This is a genomic window from Neobacillus niacini NBRC 15566 (assembly GCF_001591505.1).
GTDB classification, from domain to species: Bacteria; Bacillota; Bacilli; order Bacillales; family Cytobacillaceae; genus Neobacillus; species Neobacillus niacini.
Genome location: NZ_BCVA01000072.1, coordinates 1 through 18,594, shown reverse-complemented (window position 1 = coordinate 18,594; position 18,594 = coordinate 1). Strand labels below are relative to the sequence as shown.

At 39.8% G+C, this 18,594-nt stretch carries 16 protein-coding genes and 2 pseudogenes; 10 read left to right on the top strand and 8 right to left on the bottom strand.

The features are described 5' to 3' along the window. Window positions 1-444 precede the first annotated feature (444 nt). Entirely contained in the window at window positions 445-1,368 is a 924-nt protein-coding gene (locus BANA01_RS27445) for an AEC family transporter (protein WP_063255508.1), read from the top strand. 122 nt (window positions 1,369-1,490) lie between these two features. Here the strand turns inward: BANA01_RS27445 and BANA01_RS27440 are convergent, their stop codons facing one another. Beyond that, window positions 1,491-1,733: a YczF family membrane protein gene (locus tag BANA01_RS27440; RefSeq protein WP_063255507.1), complete on the bottom strand. Its 243-nt coding sequence runs from the start codon at window positions 1,731-1,733 to the stop codon at window positions 1,491-1,493. Between the two features lie 126 nt (window positions 1,734-1,859). On the opposite strand from BANA01_RS27440, the gene BANA01_RS27435 reads away from it, so the two are divergent. From BANA01_RS27435 to BANA01_RS27425, 3 genes are read left to right on the top strand one after another with little or no spacing between them, the layout of a single operon-like run. Further along, the gene (locus tag BANA01_RS27435; protein WP_063255509.1) at window positions 1,860-3,485 is read left to right on the top strand and encodes a spore germination protein; all 1,626 of its coding nucleotides are present in this window, start codon (window positions 1,860-1,862) and stop codon (window positions 3,483-3,485) included. Then, entirely contained in the window at window positions 3,475-4,689 is a 1,215-nt protein-coding gene (locus tag BANA01_RS27430; RefSeq protein ID WP_063255506.1) for a Ger(x)C family spore germination protein, read from the top strand. Before BANA01_RS27435 ends, BANA01_RS27430 begins: the two co-directional genes overlap by 11 nt. A 33-nt stretch (window positions 4,690-4,722) precedes the next feature. Then, window positions 4,723-5,832, top strand: a complete 1,110-nt coding sequence (locus tag BANA01_RS27425; protein ID WP_063255505.1) for a GerAB/ArcD/ProY family transporter — start codon at window positions 4,723-4,725, stop codon at window positions 5,830-5,832. Window positions 5,833-6,152: 320 nt separating this feature from the next. On the opposite strand, the gene BANA01_RS27420 is transcribed toward BANA01_RS27425, so the two are convergent. Continuing rightward, the gene (locus BANA01_RS27420) at window positions 6,153-8,216 is read right to left on the bottom strand and encodes a beta-galactosidase (protein WP_157411909.1); all 2,064 of its coding nucleotides are present in this window, start codon (window positions 8,214-8,216) and stop codon (window positions 6,153-6,155) included. Window positions 8,217-8,695: 479 nt separating this feature from the next. Between BANA01_RS27420 and BANA01_RS27415 the strand changes: the two genes are divergently transcribed. The 3 genes and pseudogenes from BANA01_RS27415 to BANA01_RS30830 all read left to right on the top strand — a co-directional run. Next, window positions 8,696-10,141 (top strand): L,D-transpeptidase family protein, encoded by a 1,446-nt coding sequence (locus BANA01_RS27415; protein ID WP_063255503.1) that lies wholly within the window; start codon window positions 8,696-8,698, stop codon window positions 10,139-10,141. Window positions 10,142-10,526: 385 nt separating this feature from the next. Continuing rightward, complete coding sequence (locus BANA01_RS27410) at window positions 10,527-12,452, top strand: beta-glucoside-specific PTS transporter subunit IIABC (protein ID WP_063255502.1); 1,926 nt, start codon at window positions 10,527-10,529, stop codon at window positions 12,450-12,452. A 3-nt stretch (window positions 12,453-12,455) separates the two neighbouring features. Continuing rightward, window positions 12,456-12,565, top strand: a pseudogene (locus BANA01_RS30830) (hypothetical protein); the annotation flags it as partial. Window positions 12,566-13,142: 577 nt separating this feature from the next. Here BANA01_RS30830 and BANA01_RS27405 read toward each other — a convergent pair. Both BANA01_RS27405 and BANA01_RS27400 read right to left on the bottom strand, forming a co-directional pair. Beyond that, window positions 13,143-14,063, bottom strand: coding sequence for a TRM11 family SAM-dependent methyltransferase (locus tag BANA01_RS27405; RefSeq protein WP_034672957.1), 921 nt, complete (start codon window positions 14,061-14,063; stop codon window positions 13,143-13,145). Between the two features lie 72 nt (window positions 14,064-14,135). Then, on the bottom strand, window positions 14,136-14,492 hold the full coding sequence (locus BANA01_RS27400) for a nucleotide excision repair endonuclease (protein WP_034672955.1): 357 nt from the start codon (window positions 14,490-14,492) through the stop codon (window positions 14,136-14,138). Between the two features lie 164 nt (window positions 14,493-14,656). On the opposite strand from BANA01_RS27400, the gene BANA01_RS27395 reads away from it, so the two are divergent. Beyond that, window positions 14,657-14,878 carry a hypothetical protein gene (locus tag BANA01_RS27395; RefSeq protein ID WP_157411908.1) on the top strand — a complete coding sequence of 74 codons (222 nt, stop codon included), beginning with the start codon at window positions 14,657-14,659 and terminating at the stop codon, window positions 14,876-14,878. On the opposite strand, the gene gloA2 is transcribed toward BANA01_RS27395, so the two are convergent. Then, window positions 14,879-15,265, bottom strand: coding sequence for an SMU1112c/YaeR family gloxylase I-like metalloprotein (gene gloA2, locus BANA01_RS27390; RefSeq protein ID WP_034672951.1), 387 nt, complete (start codon window positions 15,263-15,265; stop codon window positions 14,879-14,881). It abuts the gene before it with no gap. 123 nt (window positions 15,266-15,388) lie between these two features. Here gloA2 and BANA01_RS27385 point away from each other — a divergent pair, with 123 nt between their 5' ends. Continuing rightward, on the top strand, window positions 15,389-15,607 hold the full coding sequence (locus BANA01_RS27385) for a DUF1659 domain-containing protein (protein WP_034672948.1): 219 nt from the start codon (window positions 15,389-15,391) through the stop codon (window positions 15,605-15,607). Between the two features lie 33 nt (window positions 15,608-15,640). Further along, window positions 15,641-15,859 (top strand): DUF2922 domain-containing protein, encoded by a 219-nt coding sequence (locus tag BANA01_RS27380; RefSeq protein WP_034672946.1) that lies wholly within the window; start codon window positions 15,641-15,643, stop codon window positions 15,857-15,859. A gap of 396 nt (window positions 15,860-16,255) precedes the next feature. On the opposite strand, the gene BANA01_RS27375 is transcribed toward BANA01_RS27380, so the two are convergent. The 3 genes and pseudogenes from BANA01_RS27375 to BANA01_RS30105 all read right to left on the bottom strand — a co-directional run. Continuing rightward, window positions 16,256-16,999 (bottom strand): hypothetical protein, encoded by a 744-nt coding sequence (locus BANA01_RS27375; RefSeq protein WP_034672943.1) that lies wholly within the window; start codon window positions 16,997-16,999, stop codon window positions 16,256-16,258. Further along, complete coding sequence (locus BANA01_RS27370; RefSeq protein WP_157411907.1) at window positions 16,986-18,071, bottom strand: hypothetical protein; 1,086 nt, start codon at window positions 18,069-18,071, stop codon at window positions 16,986-16,988. Before BANA01_RS27370 ends, BANA01_RS27375 begins: the two co-directional genes overlap by 14 nt. A gap of 305 nt (window positions 18,072-18,376) precedes the next feature. Continuing rightward, a pseudogene (locus BANA01_RS30105) lies at window positions 18,377-18,594 on the bottom strand (hypothetical protein); the annotation flags it as partial.

Sequence of the window (18,594 nt, the reverse complement as noted above, 5' to 3'; positions counted from 1 at the left end):
TTTCTTCTATAGAAACTAATATTTTTTGTTGACGTTCTTGTTTGTTTAGTTTTCAAAGAACAATCTATCATGTCTTAAGCGACAGTGATACTATCATATCACAACTCTATTATTATTTCAACATAATAATTTAACTTTTTCCACCCTTACTTCCAACTAGAAAAGCTGGCGTTAAAAGCAACTCCCTTATAATAGCACCTTCGATTTACTTATGCAACAAAAATCTTTCCTTTTCTTAGAATAATATTTTTTTAAACTGTTTCTATAAGTAGTAATAGACAAACTTACATCAATCATTACGTTAATTACTTATATCTTGCACATCGATTGCAATCATTATTATGAAGGGAAAATCTTTTATTATATAATTAATGTACATAACTGGTATCGCTCGTTAAATGATTTCGATTAATGATAGTTTGATAATTAGAGAGGAAGTTTTTTATGATAGCTGAAATATTTGACACACTTTTTGATGTGATACTACCGCTTTCTATACCTGTTATAGCAGGAGTCTTGCTTAGCAGATTTGGGAAACTCGAAATCAAGCCGCTTTTAAACTTTGCGTTATATTACATAACTCCGTTCCTGATTTTTGATACATTAATGGAGGCGCACCTATCACGTGCGGATGTCTATTTAACTTTAACTTATTCCCTATTAAACCTTATTTTGCTTGCGGTTGCAGCCGGTATTTTAGGTAAATTTCTCAAACTACCAGCTAATGATGTAGCTGGGTTAACTTTAATCTCTTCCTTTACCAATTCAGTCAATTACGGAATTCCACTCATCTTGCTAGCTTTCGGGCAACTAGGGCTTGAAAAAGCAGCAATTTACATTATAATGCAGATGGTCATGATGAATACACTAGGAATCTTCTTTGCAGCACGCTCTCACTTTACAATAAAGAATGCGGTTAAATCAGTGTTTGCTCTTCCGGCTATTTACGCAGTACTACTAGCCATAGTGTTACGCATTTTTGATTTAACCTTGCCAGGTGGTATGTCCACTGGAGTTTCCATGATCGCCGAAGCCTACCCGCCCATCGTTCTAGCAGTTTTAGGAGCACAAATGGCCAATGTAAAAACAGAAAGTATCAACAGGAATACTCGGATTACCTTTTGGACAGGCATGGGCATGAGATTAATAATCGCACCTCTGATTGCTTTATTGTGTTTAAATCTTTTAAAGATCGAGGGTATTATGTACTCTACTCTATTAGTATTATCCTGTATGCCAGTTGCAATCAATGCCGGTATTCTAGCAGAAAAATTTGACGCGTCACCAAAAGTGTTAACTAAAACGATTCTTTGGACTACCTTATTGTCCTTTTTCATACTACCTGTACTGATTGTTTTGGTTAAGTAAGACCCAAATAAGATGTCTCTGTGACACAATAGTGGCACAAAGACATCTTTCGGTAAAAAGTACCTTTATCCATTAACTCGCAGTAGACCAGAATGGATATCCTCATTTACTATCACACTCACCTACTCCAAAATCTTCGACAATTTTCTAACTATCCATTTTTTCGTCAATTCAAATAGCTTTTTTAATAAATAAATCGCAATCAGAAAAACAAATACAAAGTATTCAGCAACTTCCATCACTCGAAAAGGGCTTGTGGCATTACGCCAAGCGGTTTTCATTTCAAACCCCAACATAAGGTCAATCCCGAAGGAACAACCAATTAATACGGCAAACACCGCTAACGTAATAACGATTATCTTCATTATCTTCTCACCTTTCAATTTATCATTCCTCATTTATGTCGAAATTGCTCTGGTACTTTCTAGAATTACGAATACCTTTTCAATATTAGTGGAAAATAATAAAAAAGCAGGAAAGGTTTAGTGACGATGTCTCTATTTTCCCTATCCAAAAAAATGAAAAAATTAAAACTGCAAAAGAAACAGACTCAACAGACCGGCCATCCTCAGCCTGTGAAAGCCATTCATAGTGCGTTACAAGATCAAATTGATTACATAAAAGAAAAAACAGGTAACAGCACAGATGTAAACATCCGAAAATTACAACTAGGAGACGGCATAGGGCCGAATGTAGCAGTTGTCTTTATAGAAGGAATTGCTGATAGCAAGGCAATTAATGATTTTATCATTGAATCCACGATGAATCATCGTACCGTTCACAACAGCCGGCCACTCTTTGAAATACTACTCGAGGATGTAGTAGCACTTGGTGATGTGAAAGAAATTACAGATTGGGAGAACTTATTCCTGTCTTTAATGTCAGGTGAGAGCATTATCCTTGTGGATGGTTCACATAAAGCGCTTAGCGCCAGCACAAGAGGCGGGGAGCAGCGTTCCATTCAAGAACCCAGCAGCCAAGTAACAGTTCGCGGGCCAAGGGATGGATTTACCGAATCTATCCGTACAAATACCGCATTGATTCGCAGACGCATTCAAAACCCCAATTTGTGGATGGAGAATATGAAGATTGGCAGCGTCACGAAAACAGATGTTTCTATTATGTATATAAAAGGCATAGCAAAGGAAGATATTGTTCAAGAGGTACGAAATCGATTAAAAAGTATTGAAATAGACAGTATTCTTGAATCAGGCTATATTGAACAGTTTATTGAAGACGAAGCATTGACTACCTTTCCAACCCTCTACCATACAGAGAGGCCTGACATGGTCGCGGGTAATCTCCTTGAAGGCAGGGTAGCAATCGTTGTGAATGGTACGCCTTTTGTCTTAATCGCACCAGCTGTGTTTATCCAATTTTTTCAGTCGGTAGAGGATTATTATGGCCGCGCGGATATTGCAACAGCATTAAGATTTTTAAGGATATTAATATTCTTTATCTCTATTATTGCTCCCGCTGCTTATATTGCGATTACAACCTTTCATCAGGAAATGATACCGACACAACTGTTAATCGCCATCGCAGCTCAGAGGGAAACAGTTCCTTTTCCAGCTTTGGTAGAAGCCCTGATTATGGAAGTTTCTTTTGAAATCCTCCGTGAAGCCGGAGTCAGAATGCCTAGAGCAGTAGGTTCAGCCATTTCCATTGTTGGTGCCCTGGTTATTGGGCAGGCAGCCGTTCAGGCAGGGATTGTTTCTCCAGCTATGGTTATTGTTGTTGCGATTACTGCCATTGCTAATTTTGCAACTCCAGCTTTTGCAGTAGCCATTTCTTCCCGTCTCATTCGCTTTGGATTTATGTTTGCAGCCGCCACTTTCGGTTTTTATGGAATCATTTTAGGGGTGATCATTCTCGCTGTACATTTATGCAGCCTTCGATCTTTCGGAGTACCCTATTTAACTCCGATGGCCCCCCTTATCGTGGAGAACCTCGGAGATACAATCGTCCGTCTGCCATTATGGGCGCAAAAAAAACGGCCAAGGCTATTTAGCAGTGAACTTGAGAATCGTGTAGGTGAGAACCAGAAACCACAACCTCCTAAAAGCAAGGGGATGGTCAACTCTATTATAGAAAAAGGTGACCAAGATGAAAATTGAGCGATTATTGTTTTTCCTAATTTTTATCGTTAGTATCTTCCTTTTATCAGGTTGTTGGAGCAAAAAGGAGTTAACCGACTTGGCCATTGTTGCTGCTTTGGGAATAGACAAGAACGAACAAGGCAGATATGTTGGCACTATGCAAATTATTAATCCAGGGAACGTAGCAAGCGGACTGCAAGGTGGCGGCGGGAATCAAGGACCTCCTGTTTCCATCGTCTCCGGAACCGGAGATACAATCGTCGAGTTAAGCAGAAATACATCTCGTAAATTGTCAAGAAGACTGTATTATGCGCATACAAATTTGGTTGTCATTAGTGAAGAACTCGCTAAAGAAGAGGCTATTAACGAAATCCTTGATTCGCTAGAACGCGATGCGCAATTTCGAAGTACAGCCATCATTGTCATCGCCCAGGGAAAGAAAGCTTCCGACATTGTTAAAGTGTTAACTGCAATTGATAAAATCCCAGCAAACAAAGTAATCAAAACGTTGAGAATCACGGAAAAAACTTGGGGAGAAAATATCGCGGTTAATGTGCAAGAAGCCATAAAGACACTGGTCTCGCCTGGAAAAGAACTGGTTGTTTCAGGGTTTCGTTTAAGCGGAGATGTTTCCAAAGGAACAAAGACCGAAAACACTCAGCAAACAGAACCCTCTGCGTTACTTTACGCAGGCAGCCTTGCGATATTTAAAAACGGCAAGTTAGTTGATTGGATTGATGGCGAGGCTTCAAGAGGATCTTTATTCCTCCTCGACAAACTAAAGTCTTCGGCAATTGCCATCAATTGGAAAGGAAAAGAAGAGGCTGTAACATACGAATTAATCAGACAAAAAACAAAGATAATGGCAAAAATGGAAAATGGAACACCCCGGGTTTCAATTAAGGTTGAAGCAGAGGGAAATCTTGGTGAGATAAGAGCGGCGGCTGACGTTACAGACCCTGATGTTCTTTTAAACATAGAAAAAGCAATAGAAAAGGAAATAAAAAAAGAAATTAATCAGGCTGTACAGCAAGCAAAAACATATAAAGCAGATATTTTTGGTTTTGGAGAGGCTCTTCATCGAACGAATCCTAAAGTTTGGAAAAAGATGAAATCCAATTGGAATGATGTTTATTTTCCAGAAGTTAAGACAGAGATTGTAGTGGACGCCTTCGTTCGCCGAACAGGTTTACGCAACAACCCACACAAAGTTAATAAGTAAAGTGAAAAAGGATGAAAAGGAAGTGACAAAAGCATGGAAAAGGCAAGGATAAGCTTATACCAGCTTTTTGTCCTAATCTTGTTATTTGAACTAGGCAGTGCGATATTAGTGCCTCTGGCAATTGAAGCCAAACAAGATTCTTGGCTGTCTATTCTGTTTGGAATGGCAGGGGGGTTATTCTTATTCTGGATACATTACCGTTTATTTCTTTATTATCCAGAGTTATCGCCCCCAGAATATATGCAAAAGCTACTTGGAAAAATAGCAGGTAACCTCCTTGCATTTTGTTATATTATTCTTTTTATTTATTTAGCCGCCAGGGTACTTCGTGATTTTGGTGAAATGCTCCTGACCTTTGCCTATCTTGAAACACCCCTATTTATGGTAAATGCCTTACTGATGCTAGTTATTATTTATGCTGTTAGCAAAGGCATTGAGGTCGTAGCAAGAACAGGTGAATTGTTTTTTGTTTCTATCTATCTGCTTGCGATTACTGGGTTTATTCTAATTGTTTTTTCTGGACTCATTGATGTAAATAATTTAAAACCTATACTAGAGGAAGGGATTTTTCCGGTTATCAAGGTATTTTATACGCAAACCTTATTTTTTCCATTTGGTGAGGTCATCGTTTTTACGATGATTTTCCCTTATGTAACGAAAAGAAAAAAAGTAATAAAAGTAGGGTTATTTGCAATAGGGCTAAGTGGAATTAATCTTGCGATTACCATGGCAATTAACATTGGTGTATTGGGTGTAGACCTAACTTCGCGTTCTCAATTCCCACTGTTAAGTACCATTCAAAGCATACAAGTAGCGGAATTTCTTGAACGTCTTGATGTTTTTTTTATGATCGCGACCGTCATCTCTATTTATTTTAAAGTTAGCATATATTTTTATGCTGCCGTTGCTAGTACGGCAATCATATTCAAGATTAAAGAACCTTCAAAGTTAACCTATCCGATGGGGTTGATTGTTTTATTCATGTCTGTCACCATCGCAAGCAGCTATGCAGAGCATTTAAAAGAAGGGTTGGAATTTGTTACTCGCTATTTACACCCTTTCCTTCTTATCCTTTTTCCTTTACTGCTCTTAGGGATTGCTTTTTTTAAAAATCGGAAAAGAAGTACACAGCCATCACCTTAAGCCCAATTTCAGCTAGAAATTGGGCTTAAGGTACGAAATTCTATTCTTATGTACAAGTAAGGAGACCATAGGGAAAGCAGTAAGTATTGTGCGTTGTTTTCAAACCACTGAAAAATAACCCGGTATCCTATCAAATGTGTAATTTAAAACTTCGGCCACTAAGAAACTCCAAAGTGACGAACATTCTAGATTATAGATAAAAAGCAGTTTAAACCCACTCAACTGTCCGCCTGAGGTGGACACTGTCCACGAGCGGTGACAGGCACCATTAATGTGTAATAGTAAAAGAGAGGGAACTCTTCCCCCTCTCATGGTATTATTTATTTCTTTTTCTCAAGGATTCTCACTTCATATTTTTCTAAGGTGAGGTCACCGGATAATTCTTCGTCAGTAAGGTGGTCTGTGACTTTTGTTTCGAGTGTGATTGGCTGTTTTTCTTCGGTGAAGTTCATGACAAATACATAGTCACTTTCAGGAGATTGTCTTACTTGGACTGATACACCTTTTTCATGTTTCACCTTAAAGGCTGGTTCAAGTGACAAATCATTGATCAATCCCTGGTAGAAGTCACGTTGGAATTGATCTTCTAAACGGCCGCCGATATAGTAGGCTTTTCCATTTTCATACGAATGGCTTGTAACCGCTGGTGTTCCCGCATAGAAATCATATTCATAGGTAGCTTCAACGGTTGCTGTCCCCACCTTAATCACTGTTGCATAGTCTTTTAATTCGTAGGATTGGTTTTGATACGTAACAGCATTTCTATCACTAGGATAGTAAGTATCTGTTTCTACTGGGTTGATACCAAAGATTTCTTGCATATCCTTGTGCCATCCGCCTGTATAGGTTAAATCATGCTCATTCACAATACCGCTAATATACGTCGTGACTAACGTACCGCCGCCGGCAACAAATACCTTCAGACGAGCAATTGTTTCTTCACTAACTAAATAAAGCATAGGAATGATCAATAATTTATAGCCCGTAAAATCCTGTTCCTTCGTAATGACATCAACCGCAATATCTTTTTCCCAGAAAGCACTATAATGCTGGACAAGGGTTTGCGCATACCGTTTTGTCTCCAAACCGTAACCTTGTGCATCATTAAGCGCCCAATTGTTTTCCCAATCATATAAAATGGCCACGTCTGCAGGACGATTGGTACCAACGATATCAGAAAGTTTTTCAAGCGTTTTACCGACTTCGGCAACATCCTGGAATACACGGTTTTCCGAGCTATTGTCATGATCGACAACAGCACCATGGAATTTTTCCGAAGAACCGCGAGATTTCCGCCACTGGAAGTATAGAACACTATCAGAGCCATGCGCCACCATTTGCATTGAAGCAAGCTTATGCATGCCAGGGCGTTTCGCTTTGTTAACAGGATGCCAGTTAACCATACTAGGAGTGGATTCCATTAATAAAAATGGCTGTTGCTTTAAGCAGCGATAGAGGTCATCAATAAATCCGACTCTCATCGCTAAATCCGCAGTGCTCTCCCAATCATTATGCCAAGCGGGATATGCGTCCCAGCTGATTACATCAAGATGTTTCGCAAATTTGCTGTAATCAAGCGCCTGGAACGGGATTAACTCATGTGTATCTGCCATAAAGTTCGTGGTAATCGGAATTTCTGGTGTCAACTCTCGGATCGGAACAATTTCATTCTCATAGAAATCGATTGTTTGGTCTGTTACAAAACGGCGCCAATCTAAATTTAAGCCGTGAACCATACTTTCTCCGATCGAGGAAGGAGATTCAATTTGCTCCCAATCTGTAAAAGTGTGGCTCCAGAAGGGCCCCCACCACGCGTCGTTCAAAGACTTTAAATCGTTATGATACTTCTTTTTCAACCAAGCTCTAAAAGCTTCTTGACAATAATCGCAATGACATTCGCCGCCATACTCATTTGAAATATGCCACATTAGTAAAGCAGGATGGTTCCCGTAACGTTCTGCCAGCATACGATTCATCTTCTGTGTTTTTTCACGATATACAGGAGAGGTAAAGCAGTGATTGTGCCTGCCGCCATGCAGCATCTTAACCCTAGCGCCATTCACACGCAGTACTTCAGGGTATTTTTGTGACATCCATGCAGGTCGAGCCCCGCTTGGTGTCGCTAAAATGACTCGACCATCTATGCTATAGATATCGTCAATTACTTTATCCAGCCATTCAAAGTTGTAAACTCCTTCTTCCGGCTCAAGTGCCGCCCAAGCAAAAATTCCGACCGAAAAGGTATTCGTATGAGCAAGTTGCATTAATTTAATATCATCTTCCAAAATATCCGGACGGTCTAACCATTGGTCAGGATTATAGTCTCCGCCATGAAGCATAAAGTCTGCTTTCGTCACGTATGTTTTTTTATGTTTAGACATAATAACCTCCTTCTAATAACCTAAGATTCCTTAATAGTGCAAATCTTTTTTGTTAACTTTAGAGTTTTGTTTTTTGGTATACAGGGGTTTAGGACAAATCTTCTTCCTCTACCCTGAAATTTGTCCTTTATCAGGACTATCGAGGGTTAATCTCCACTTCCCTACTGAAAGATTTTTTTAACACGGGGGCATGAGGACTTCCTCAACTCAAAAACGGATAGATTAGTCCTTAAGGAAAGCATATACAATCTATATAAAATAGAAAAGTAAGAATATTGTGTAATTCACAAAAAAATATTAGCCGCCAACCCTGGCTCTGCCACCCTATCAAGAAAAAAATAAATAAAAAATTTTTATACAATTAACGACAAAGTTTGCGTTATACTATCTTGTAATATTGTAATAAAAGATTAATAGTAATGTAACATAATTGGAAATTCATGTTAAAATAAAGAGTCAAAGGTATGTGAGGAGGAACAAATGTGGGAAACGCTTTAGAACAATCATTTGGGGAGATTAACCAATCACGAAAAAAACCAGCTAAATGGTTTAAAAATTGGAAGTACGTGACCGCTATCGCCATCGGGTTGTTATTACTATTGGTTATCGGAATGAGTTATTATCAGGCAAACCACTTTAATGCAAATAAAAAGATTAACGGCATAGAAGTTAGCGGCTTAACGGCTGACGAAGCCCTTGAAAAATTACAAACATCTGTATTGAAAAACGATATCTATATCGGAAATGACCTGCTTATAGATGGGAAAGATACAAAGATGATCGTTACAGAAGAGGATTTGCCTAGAGTAAAAAAACTAGTAAAAAGCCAGTGGACTTTTTTGCCTTCCTTCAAAGCAGAGGAGTATTTTTTAACGCCAAGAAAGGACGATGGATACCGTAGTGTAAACCTGAAAAAAGAACTGGAACAAAAGCTTAACGCCATGAATGAAAATTTACAAGCTCCTAAAGATGCAGAGGTAAATTTACAAGACGGGAAAGTTACGATTATACAAGAGGTGGAAGGTACTCAATATGATGTGAGTCGTCTCGTAAAGGAGTTTGAAAAACAACCAGTTACGAGTGAAATCCACCTGAATCCACTATTAATGGAGCCGACCAAAGAAGGTAGTCAGACTGTAAAAGACCAAGAGAACCTGCTGGAAGACCTCCTTCACCATCAGGTTGACTATACGGTACAAGATAAGGTGTATTCGTTAAAGGGCAGCGAAGTAATCAAAAATGCCTCTGTGACAAAAGATATGAAAATTTCTATCGATCCAAGCATCCTAAAGGATAAAATCGCAGAAATTAATAATGCTCAATCCACATTAGGGAAGCATTTCTCCTTTACGACCCACTCAGGTTCTGTGATATCGGTTAAAGGTGAAGGCTATGGCTGGACGCTTGATGTCGAAAAAGAAACAGCACTCGTTCAAGCCGCTTTTGAAAAAGGAGAAAAATCTGTTTCTGCTTCTAATATCCACGGCAATGGCTGGAACAAAGAGGGCTATGGTTACGAAACCATTGCAAACAATGGCATTGGCGGTACCTACGCGGAAGTTTCCATTGCCGAACAGCGAATTTGGCTATACAGAGATGGAAATTTAGTGTTAACAACCAATGTTGTTACCGGAAAACACAGTACGGGTGAAGATACATCCCCAGGTGTATGGTATATTCTCTTTAAGCGGACACCATACACACTCAAGGGCAGTGCCGTCGGCAAAGCCGATTATGAAGTAGAAGTCGATTACTGGGCACCATTTACAAACAGCGGCCAAGGATTTCACGACGCCGGCTGGCGTACAAACTGGAACAGCAACGCCTATCTTACACAAGGCTCCGGCGGCTGCGTCAACGTAACCCCTAATATGATGAAAGCCGTTTACGACAACCTCAGCGTTTACCAGCCTGTTGTTGTTTATTAAAAGAATGAGAGAATAACCTGTATTTCTTTGAACCACACTATCCGTGTGCACTCATAGAAATACAGGTTTTTTTATTTAGTTGGCTATGTTAATTAAGGCTGTTTATTTACGCTCCAGCAACCAGCGAGGTAAGATAAGCGGAGACTTTCCGGTTAAATGTAGAATGAAGCCTGTTTCAGGGTTAATAAGAGGAGAGTTTCCGGTTAAGCAAAGCAATCTTATCCCATTTCACGTATTTCGGGTCAATAGGCGGAATCTCTCCGTCTATATAGGCTACTTTTATTAGTTATTACTAAATAAGCGAGATTTTTCCGTTTATTTAGATTCTTAAAATGAATAAAATCCACAGCCATTTATTTAAAAACATCGAATAGAAGGTGTTTAAATGAAGTATGAACAGTTAGCCAAAGACATCCTACAAAATGTCGGTGGAAAAGAAAATGTTAACAGCGTTGTTCATTGTATTACCCGTTTACGCTTTAAATTGAAGGACGAAGGAAAAGCGAATACAGATGCGCTAAAAAACCTGGAAGGCGTTGTCACCGTGATGAAAAGCGGCGGCCAATATCAAGTGGTGATTGGCAATCATGTGCCAGACGTGTACAAAGCAGTGGTTAACGCCGGCGGTTTCCAATCACAATCGCCAGTCGATGCCAACGATGGCGGCGGCAAACAGAAAACTAGTTTTATTGATATTATTTCTAGTATTTTCACACCCGTTTTAGGCGTGTTAGCCGCAACCGGGATGATTAAAGGGTTAGTCGCTCTGTTCGTGGCACTAGGCTGGTTAAAGAATACAACCGGAACCTATCATATCTTAAATGCCATCGGTGACTCCTTGTTTTACTTCTTCCCGATTTTCTTAGGCTACACTGCCATCAAAAAATTCGGCGGCTCCCACTTTATTGGGATGGCAATTGGTGCCTCTCTTGTTTATCCAACCCTAACTACGTTAACAACAGGTGAGCCCATTACCACTTTATTTTCTGGGAGTGTTTTTCAATCCCCCGTATATATTACTTTCCTAGGAATACCTGTGATTTTAATGAGCTATGCCTCTTCGGTTATCCCAATTATAGTAGCCAGTTATTTTGCGGCAAAGGTAGAGAAATTTTTAAAAAAGGTTATACCGGATGTGGTCAAAGCCTTCGTTGTACCATTTTTAACTCTATTAATTGTTGTTCCGATAACGTTCATTGTCATAGGACCAATCGCCACTTGGGCCGGTGTGCTTTTAGGCCAAGCGACCCTTTGGTTATATCATCTCAGCCCGATGATTGCAGGGCTCTTTGTCGGAGGTTTATGGCAGGTATTTGTGATCTTTGGACTGCATTGGGGCCTTGTCCCTATTGCGATTAACAATCTTACCGTTAACGGCGCAGACCCCGTCCTTGGTACGATGTTTGCAGCTTCCTTCGCTCAGATTGGTGCAGTACTGGCGGTTTGGTTAAGGACCAAGGATCAGAAAATTAAATCGCTTAGTTTACCTGCCTTTATTTCCGGTTTTTTTGGTGTGACAGAGCCCGCTATTTATGGGATTACGCTGCCCCTGAAAAGGCCGTTTATCATCAGTTGTATTGGCGGTGCAGCAGGTGGTGCCATTTTAGGCTTTATGGAGTCGCAAATTTATATGGTCGGTGGTCTCGGTATCTTTGGAATCCCTACCTATATCAGTCCTAAAGGAGGACTGGACGCTGGATTCTGGGGTTCCATCTTCGCGATGATTGTCGGATTTATCTTCGGCTTCATTTTAACTTGGCTGTTTGGAATGGGAAAAAATAATACAGCGAACCAAGGTAAGAAAATAGGTGAGTCAAAACCAACTGGCGAAACACAATCAAATCCTAGTCAAGGCTATGAGCTTCTTTTTAGTCCATTCAACGGCGAAGTAAAAGCTCTTTCTAGTATTCAAGATGCAGTCTTTGCCTCTGGTGCACTTGGACTAGGTGTTGCCATTGAACCTGCTGAAGGGAAACTTTACTCCCCTGTTTCTGGTACCGTTTCTGCCTTGTTCCCAACGAACCATGCGATTGGGATTACGTCAGACCATGGAGCAGAAATTTTAGTCCATATTGGGATGGATACCGTGCAACTGGAAGGTAAGTTTTTCACCGCTCATGTCACTCAAGATGCGCGAGTAGAAAAAGGTCAGTTATTGATAGAATTTGATATTCAAGGTATTCAAAGTGCAGGATATATTGTCACAACGCCTGTGATTGTGACCAATAAACAGCACTATCACCCCCCAATGATAACCGAGCAAAGGCAAATAAAAGCCGGTGATCGATTATTTGAGCTGAAAAAACGCTAACGCTTCATTTATGTCGACCGTGACAGCCAGGGGCAAGGTTGAATAACAGGATTAAGAAGAAAAGCTTTGATTGGTATAAGCTGATTATTGCTACCACTGGAGAAGACCTGTAAATGATCGGCTGTTTAATTTTTCTTATGAAAATTCTTATGAAGGACGGATTTCTAGGAGAACTCTTCTGAATTGTCTTTCATCATGCTTATGAAGGACACATCCCATTGGGTACTCTTCTGATTTGTCTTTCATCATGCTTATGAAGGACAAATCTCCTTGCGAACGGTTCTGATTTGTCTTTCATCCTGCTTATGAAGGACGAATCTCTATGACAACTCTTCTAATTTGTCTTTCATCCTGCTTATGAAGGACGAATCTCTTGGGAACGCTTCTGATTTGTCTTTCATCGTGCTTATGAAAGACAAATCACAATGAGAACTTTCCTGATTTGTCCTTCATCGACCTTATGAAAGACAAATCACAATGAGAACTTTCCTGATTTGTCCTTCATCGACCTTATGAAAGACAAATCCCATTGAGAACTTTCCTAATTTGTCCTTCATCGACCTTATGAAGGACAAATCCCAATGAGAACTTTCCTGATTTGTCTTTCATCGACCACAATACCGTACTAATAACCAAAAAACACTAAAAAGTGCAGGGCCTGCAAGCTCTACACTTTTTTCGCAAATATTTTTACCTGCACACAATCACTTCACGGATAAATACCCCTTTTTTCGCAGCACCCCTGTCAACAATTTCAAATCCTGCTTCGATAAGAATCGGATCGATCGGTTCCACGGTTACCACTACAACCTTATCAGCAAACCTTCGTGCACTTTGGAGCATTTCCAGCTGTTCTTCAGGAGATATCACCGAACACAGGTTATAGGGTAAATCAATAATCGCCACATCGTAATGGTCAGTGATATCACGCATGTCTTTAAACTTCACATCACAAGAAAGTCCAAAGTGTGTAACGTTCTCCCTTGTTCCCGCGAGAATAACGGGATTGTTGTCGCTCCCCTCAATCTCAATCCCCATCGAAAGTGCCTCAATCAGTACAGTCCCGATTCCACAACAAGGATCAATCGCTTTTATCCCAGCTGGATTCGGGATGGCGATATTCACCACCGCCCTCGCTACACGAGTACTAAGCGCAGTGGAGTACTGATGCGGCTTCTGCTGATGGTGAAACCAAACCGATTCACTTTTCACATAGTCACCGAAAACCCATCTTCCATTTACATGCATGACAGCAAGCAGCCGCTCGGGATGAAGAATATCCGCAGTGCCTTGAATGCGCAGCCCTGCTTCCCTCTCAATAGACCGCCGATTCGCAAATGTTTCCTCACCATTTTTAACAAATATCACTTTAAACGTATCTCCGGTTACTTGGAAATCAGCCAACTTTTCAAGGAGCACCTCCATGCTCTCTCCTTCAAAAATGACACCAATTCTCTCCTTTATAAACGGACTGCGGCTAGGATCAATTTTTACGGTGCTTTCCAGGATATTCGTTTGCGATTCACTACCAAACAATGCACGCATCTCCAACTCACGCAAAGAGAGTTCATCCTCATAACCTGAATATGTATAAATATAGGTCGTATCCAATTCAGTCTCATCCTTTTATAAAAAAAAGCAATAGGCTCGGTCATTTATCGACTTTACCTATTACCTTTATTTTTATCTGAAAAACGCCTTGTCGATATTGTACTTCGCCTTCGATTCGTTAATGATGTACGTTTCATAGATTTCTCTATCTACCGGCTCATCAACCACACAAACCTCAATTCGTGTGACTTCATTTCGATGGTCTTTAATAGGGGATACCGTATCCTCAAAGTGTTTCTTGATTCTTGGTCGTAACTTCCTTGCTTTCCCTACAAACAGCAGCTCTTTATCCTTGTTATAAAACATGAAAATGCCACCCTTATCACGGGGGATAAGATGGAAATCAGTAAACCCATAAATATTGCTCATTTCTGGATTTTCCTGTTTAGTAATCGTAACATCTGGCTTTGGAACAGTTATGTTAATCACGCAAGCTCACTTCCTCTTTCTACAGTGCTTTATATGCTATCACAAATCTACATATATTACTATATCCTGATATCAATACTTTAGCCAAAATATAACAATAAATTTCCGTTTTTCACGCTTAACGGAATCTTTTTGCATATACTAGAAAAAAGCATTTTTTGGGGGTGTTCAGGATAACCAGTATCCAGGATGTAAATGCAGTCCTCTCCGGTCATCACCATCCATTAGCCCAAAAGTGGCTAAGCAACGATCTCATCAAAAAAACGATTGCCGTGAGTTATGATTATTGGGTAGAAGATACCAATTTCCCCATGACATTAGATGAATTTGTTTCACAGTACCTTGATCATGCGGAATATCTCGGTGAAATGTTTGCTGATGATTGATTAACATTCATAAAGTTCAATCGGCAGCCCATCTGGATCCGCAAAGAAAGTAAATTTCTTTTGTGTCCATGGGTCTATCCGTATGTCTTCTACTTCCACTTGCAGTTCTGTTAATTGATAGACAGCTTCTTCAATATTATCCACCTCAAATGCCAAATGTCTTAATCCAGCAGCCTCCGGAAAATTGACACGTGCTGGCGGATTCGGAAAGGAAAACAGCTCAATTTGGTATTGTCCATTTACCTCAAGGTCCAGTTTATAAGAATCTCTTTCCTCGCGGTACACTTCTCTAATAGGCGTTAAACCTAAAATTCGCACATAAAAATCCTTCGAAACTTCATAGTTAGAACAAATCACCGCTATATGGTGTATTTTTTTTAACTTCATTTCCTCTCCTCACTTCTTTTGCTAGTTTATTAAAGTATAACATCAGATACTAAATATATTTTTAATCACCATGTCCTTTTTGCCTATTTTTCTATATATAAAGGGTGAAAGGAGGTGATAGAGATGGCACAAGCAGTTGTAACAGCGTCAAAGTTACGTTTGGTGTTCCAAGTGGGTATGGATGATGACGGTAAACCTATTCTTAAGGCAAAGACTTTTAACAATATCCAGAAGTCTGCAACCCCAGATCAACTTTTACAAGCAGCACAAGCCCTTATTGGTTTATCCAATGACACTCTTAGCAATATTGAGAGAGTCGAAAATGCCGATTTACTAGCGTAATTGGAAGATAAAAAATGATAGGAGGTGAATAAAATGGCGAAAACACTAGAGTTAGAGTTTGTTACGGAATTTGGTAAAACGGCGCGTTTATCTGTAGAAAATCCGAAGGAACCGATAGAAGAAGCAGTTGTAAAGGCTGCAATGGAAGAAATGATCGCGTCTGGAGTTTTTACATCTACAAATGGTAATTTCGCTTCTGTAAAAGGAGCACGCGTGATTGACCGCAACGTTACCGAATATGAGATTGTTTAATAGAGCAGGAGGCCGGTTTCCAGTGGAAGCCGGTCTCTTTTCTTTCATCGTTCATTAATAGTACTTTAAATCTTTATTCATAGTTTGTTCATGAATTCGGATTATGATATAGACATGAGAAGGACCTCCTATTATCCGTCTCTCTTTATCGTTTTGGATTCGGTTATGTATGATACCGAATCTTTTTTTGTTTTCTCGGCGAACTAGAATTCTCCAGGTTTTGGTTTAAATCCTCCTACCTGCGAATTTGTTCTCTCTACCTGCGGATTTGGTGTTCTGACCTGCATACTCCCCTCCTTACCTGCAAATTCCCTTTGTTTATCTGCCGAATAAATCCCACACTGTAAAACTATCAAAAAAAAAGACCCGCCCCCATTTCAAGAGCAAGCCGCCACGTTACTTCATAATAAAATACAAAACCATCATTAAAACCGAGATTCCCTGTCCAACGGCCAGCCCCATCAGCCACTTTTTAAAAAGTTTTTCTCTCTTTACACCAGTTTCAACACTCAGCTTCCATTTTTCTTCCCACTTGTCCTGGGCATTTTTTTGAATGTGCACTACCTGCTGTGTCAGCTCAGCGATTTCCTCTTTGTATCTGTCTTCAATGGCCATAAACTCTTGTAACATCAACCCTAATCGGTCGCTCACCACTTCATATTTCACATTCAAGGCAGAAGCCTGCTCACTCAAAGCGTCCTTTAGGTATCTAAGGTCCGACATCACCCTGTCTGTTTCCCCGATGATAAATTCTTGATCCTCCTGCTGAAACCCTTTGACTTCGGCTAACAACTTTTCGGTTTTCTCTAGATTTTCCTGATACTGCTGGTGCCAAAAAGCAATCTTCTTTTCCAGCACGAGGATATTCTCATTAAACCTTTCCATCCCTTGATGAAATAACTCATTCTGCGGGTTAATAACCTCTTCCTTTAACCGATCACTAACCTGCATAGGAAAGCCCTGCATCGACCTTTGCATGTTTTCAATTGATTCATAGACTTCTTCATTCAGTGCTGCAATTGTTTCTTCCCGGTCCTTCATTAGCTTTTTCAAGTCGTCATAAAACAGTTCATTATTTACTTTTTTAAGTGATTGAATGGCCTTTGTATATTTATCATCCATTGTATTAGAAGTAGTCATTTCCAATAATCCTCTCCGCTTGCTTTAAAATAACTTGGCAGTACTGGTGATAGATCCATCGCTCCTCATCGGAAGTATCCTCCGCGAATAACCTCTCCTGCCAGTGTGACACGGTTTTCACAAACTCTCTTTTTAACAGATCATCTAGCAACTTGGGTTCTAGCATTTCCTGATCCCATTGCAACTTCTCTCTACCCAGCTCATCCTGCAGTTCTTGCAAACGCGTTTTGTTTTGCTCTCTCTTTTCTTGAAGCTCACACAGGTTTTCTTCTGCCAGGCTTTTGTGCTCGTTCTTTCGTGTCCATAGCTGGTTAATTTCTTTTATACCCTGCAGCTTAAACTGATTAACCTGGCTGACATAATACTGGTAGACGATATCGTTATTTCGTACTAACGTATCCTGCACCATCTGAAAATCCTCTTCAAAATTCCCTGATTTTAGATATTGATCAAGCCCCCGCCCATGCTTTAAGGAAAGGCCAATAAACGCTGGATCCATTTTAAAATCAAACTTAATGGCAGAATCAATGTTTTGCATACTGCGTGACAGCAGCACCCAAATCGCTGAAAGCTGCCTTTGATAAAAATCAACCAGTTCCATCTCGACCATTTGATAGGTTTCTAGTAACTTCGATATCTTCCGCTCCTTAAAGATAACCTGATCCTTCTTGTCCAAGGTAAACCTGTCGTCCAATAAAAACTCAAACTTTTCCAACTGAACGTTTTCCAAGCCTTGCAGTTCGTCATCGTAAAGGGCAAGCTCCTTGTTTAAAAATTCAATCGCTGTCTTCAAATTCTCGTTAATACGCTGATCTTCCAAAAGGCTAGCTTCAATCGTTTTAATCTCCAGCAGCTTCGTTTCAAGATCAAAATTCTTTTGTTTGAGAAAGCTATGTACGGTGCTTTTCATTTTTATTATCTGATTTTCAGCTGTTCCTGCAGCAATTTCATCATTTAGGCTATAAAAGCCCGGAAACTGTTCATGAAAATGGTCCATCGCTGCGTACATCCATTGGTCCTTTTCATCTTCTAACTTCGTAAGCAAATCGGCGATCATGCTCCATAACCTCATTTTTTTAGATTCCGAATCCATTTCACTCCCAGAAACTCGATGTATTCATTTTACTATATCTGCAGCTAGACTTCGACATTTCTCCACATAAATCACTGCCAATCAAACGTTTGATTAAAAATAATCTAAATTCTTGTGAAAAACGAACTCTAGCAGCATTTGAAGAAAATTTTTTGTCGAAGGACGAATCTATTATCTTATTAAATTCGTCCTTTGAAGGAACCTGAACCTAGCCTCTAAAATTCAATCCACCAGCACACAAACAGGGAGCTTTCTAAGCAAATAGAAATCGCTCCCATACAAAATTACCAACACTTACATTTAAAAATACAACCTGGATTCCTGCATGGTCTGTATTTATTATACTCATGGTGTTGATTTTGGTCATGATGATCGTCCATTTGACCATATTTTTTGTCTTGTTTATGGACATAGTCATTCATTTTGTATTGATCATGCTGGTGATTGTTGTCATGCATGTTTGATCCACGCTCGTCATGGTTGTTCCATCCATCGTTGTCAT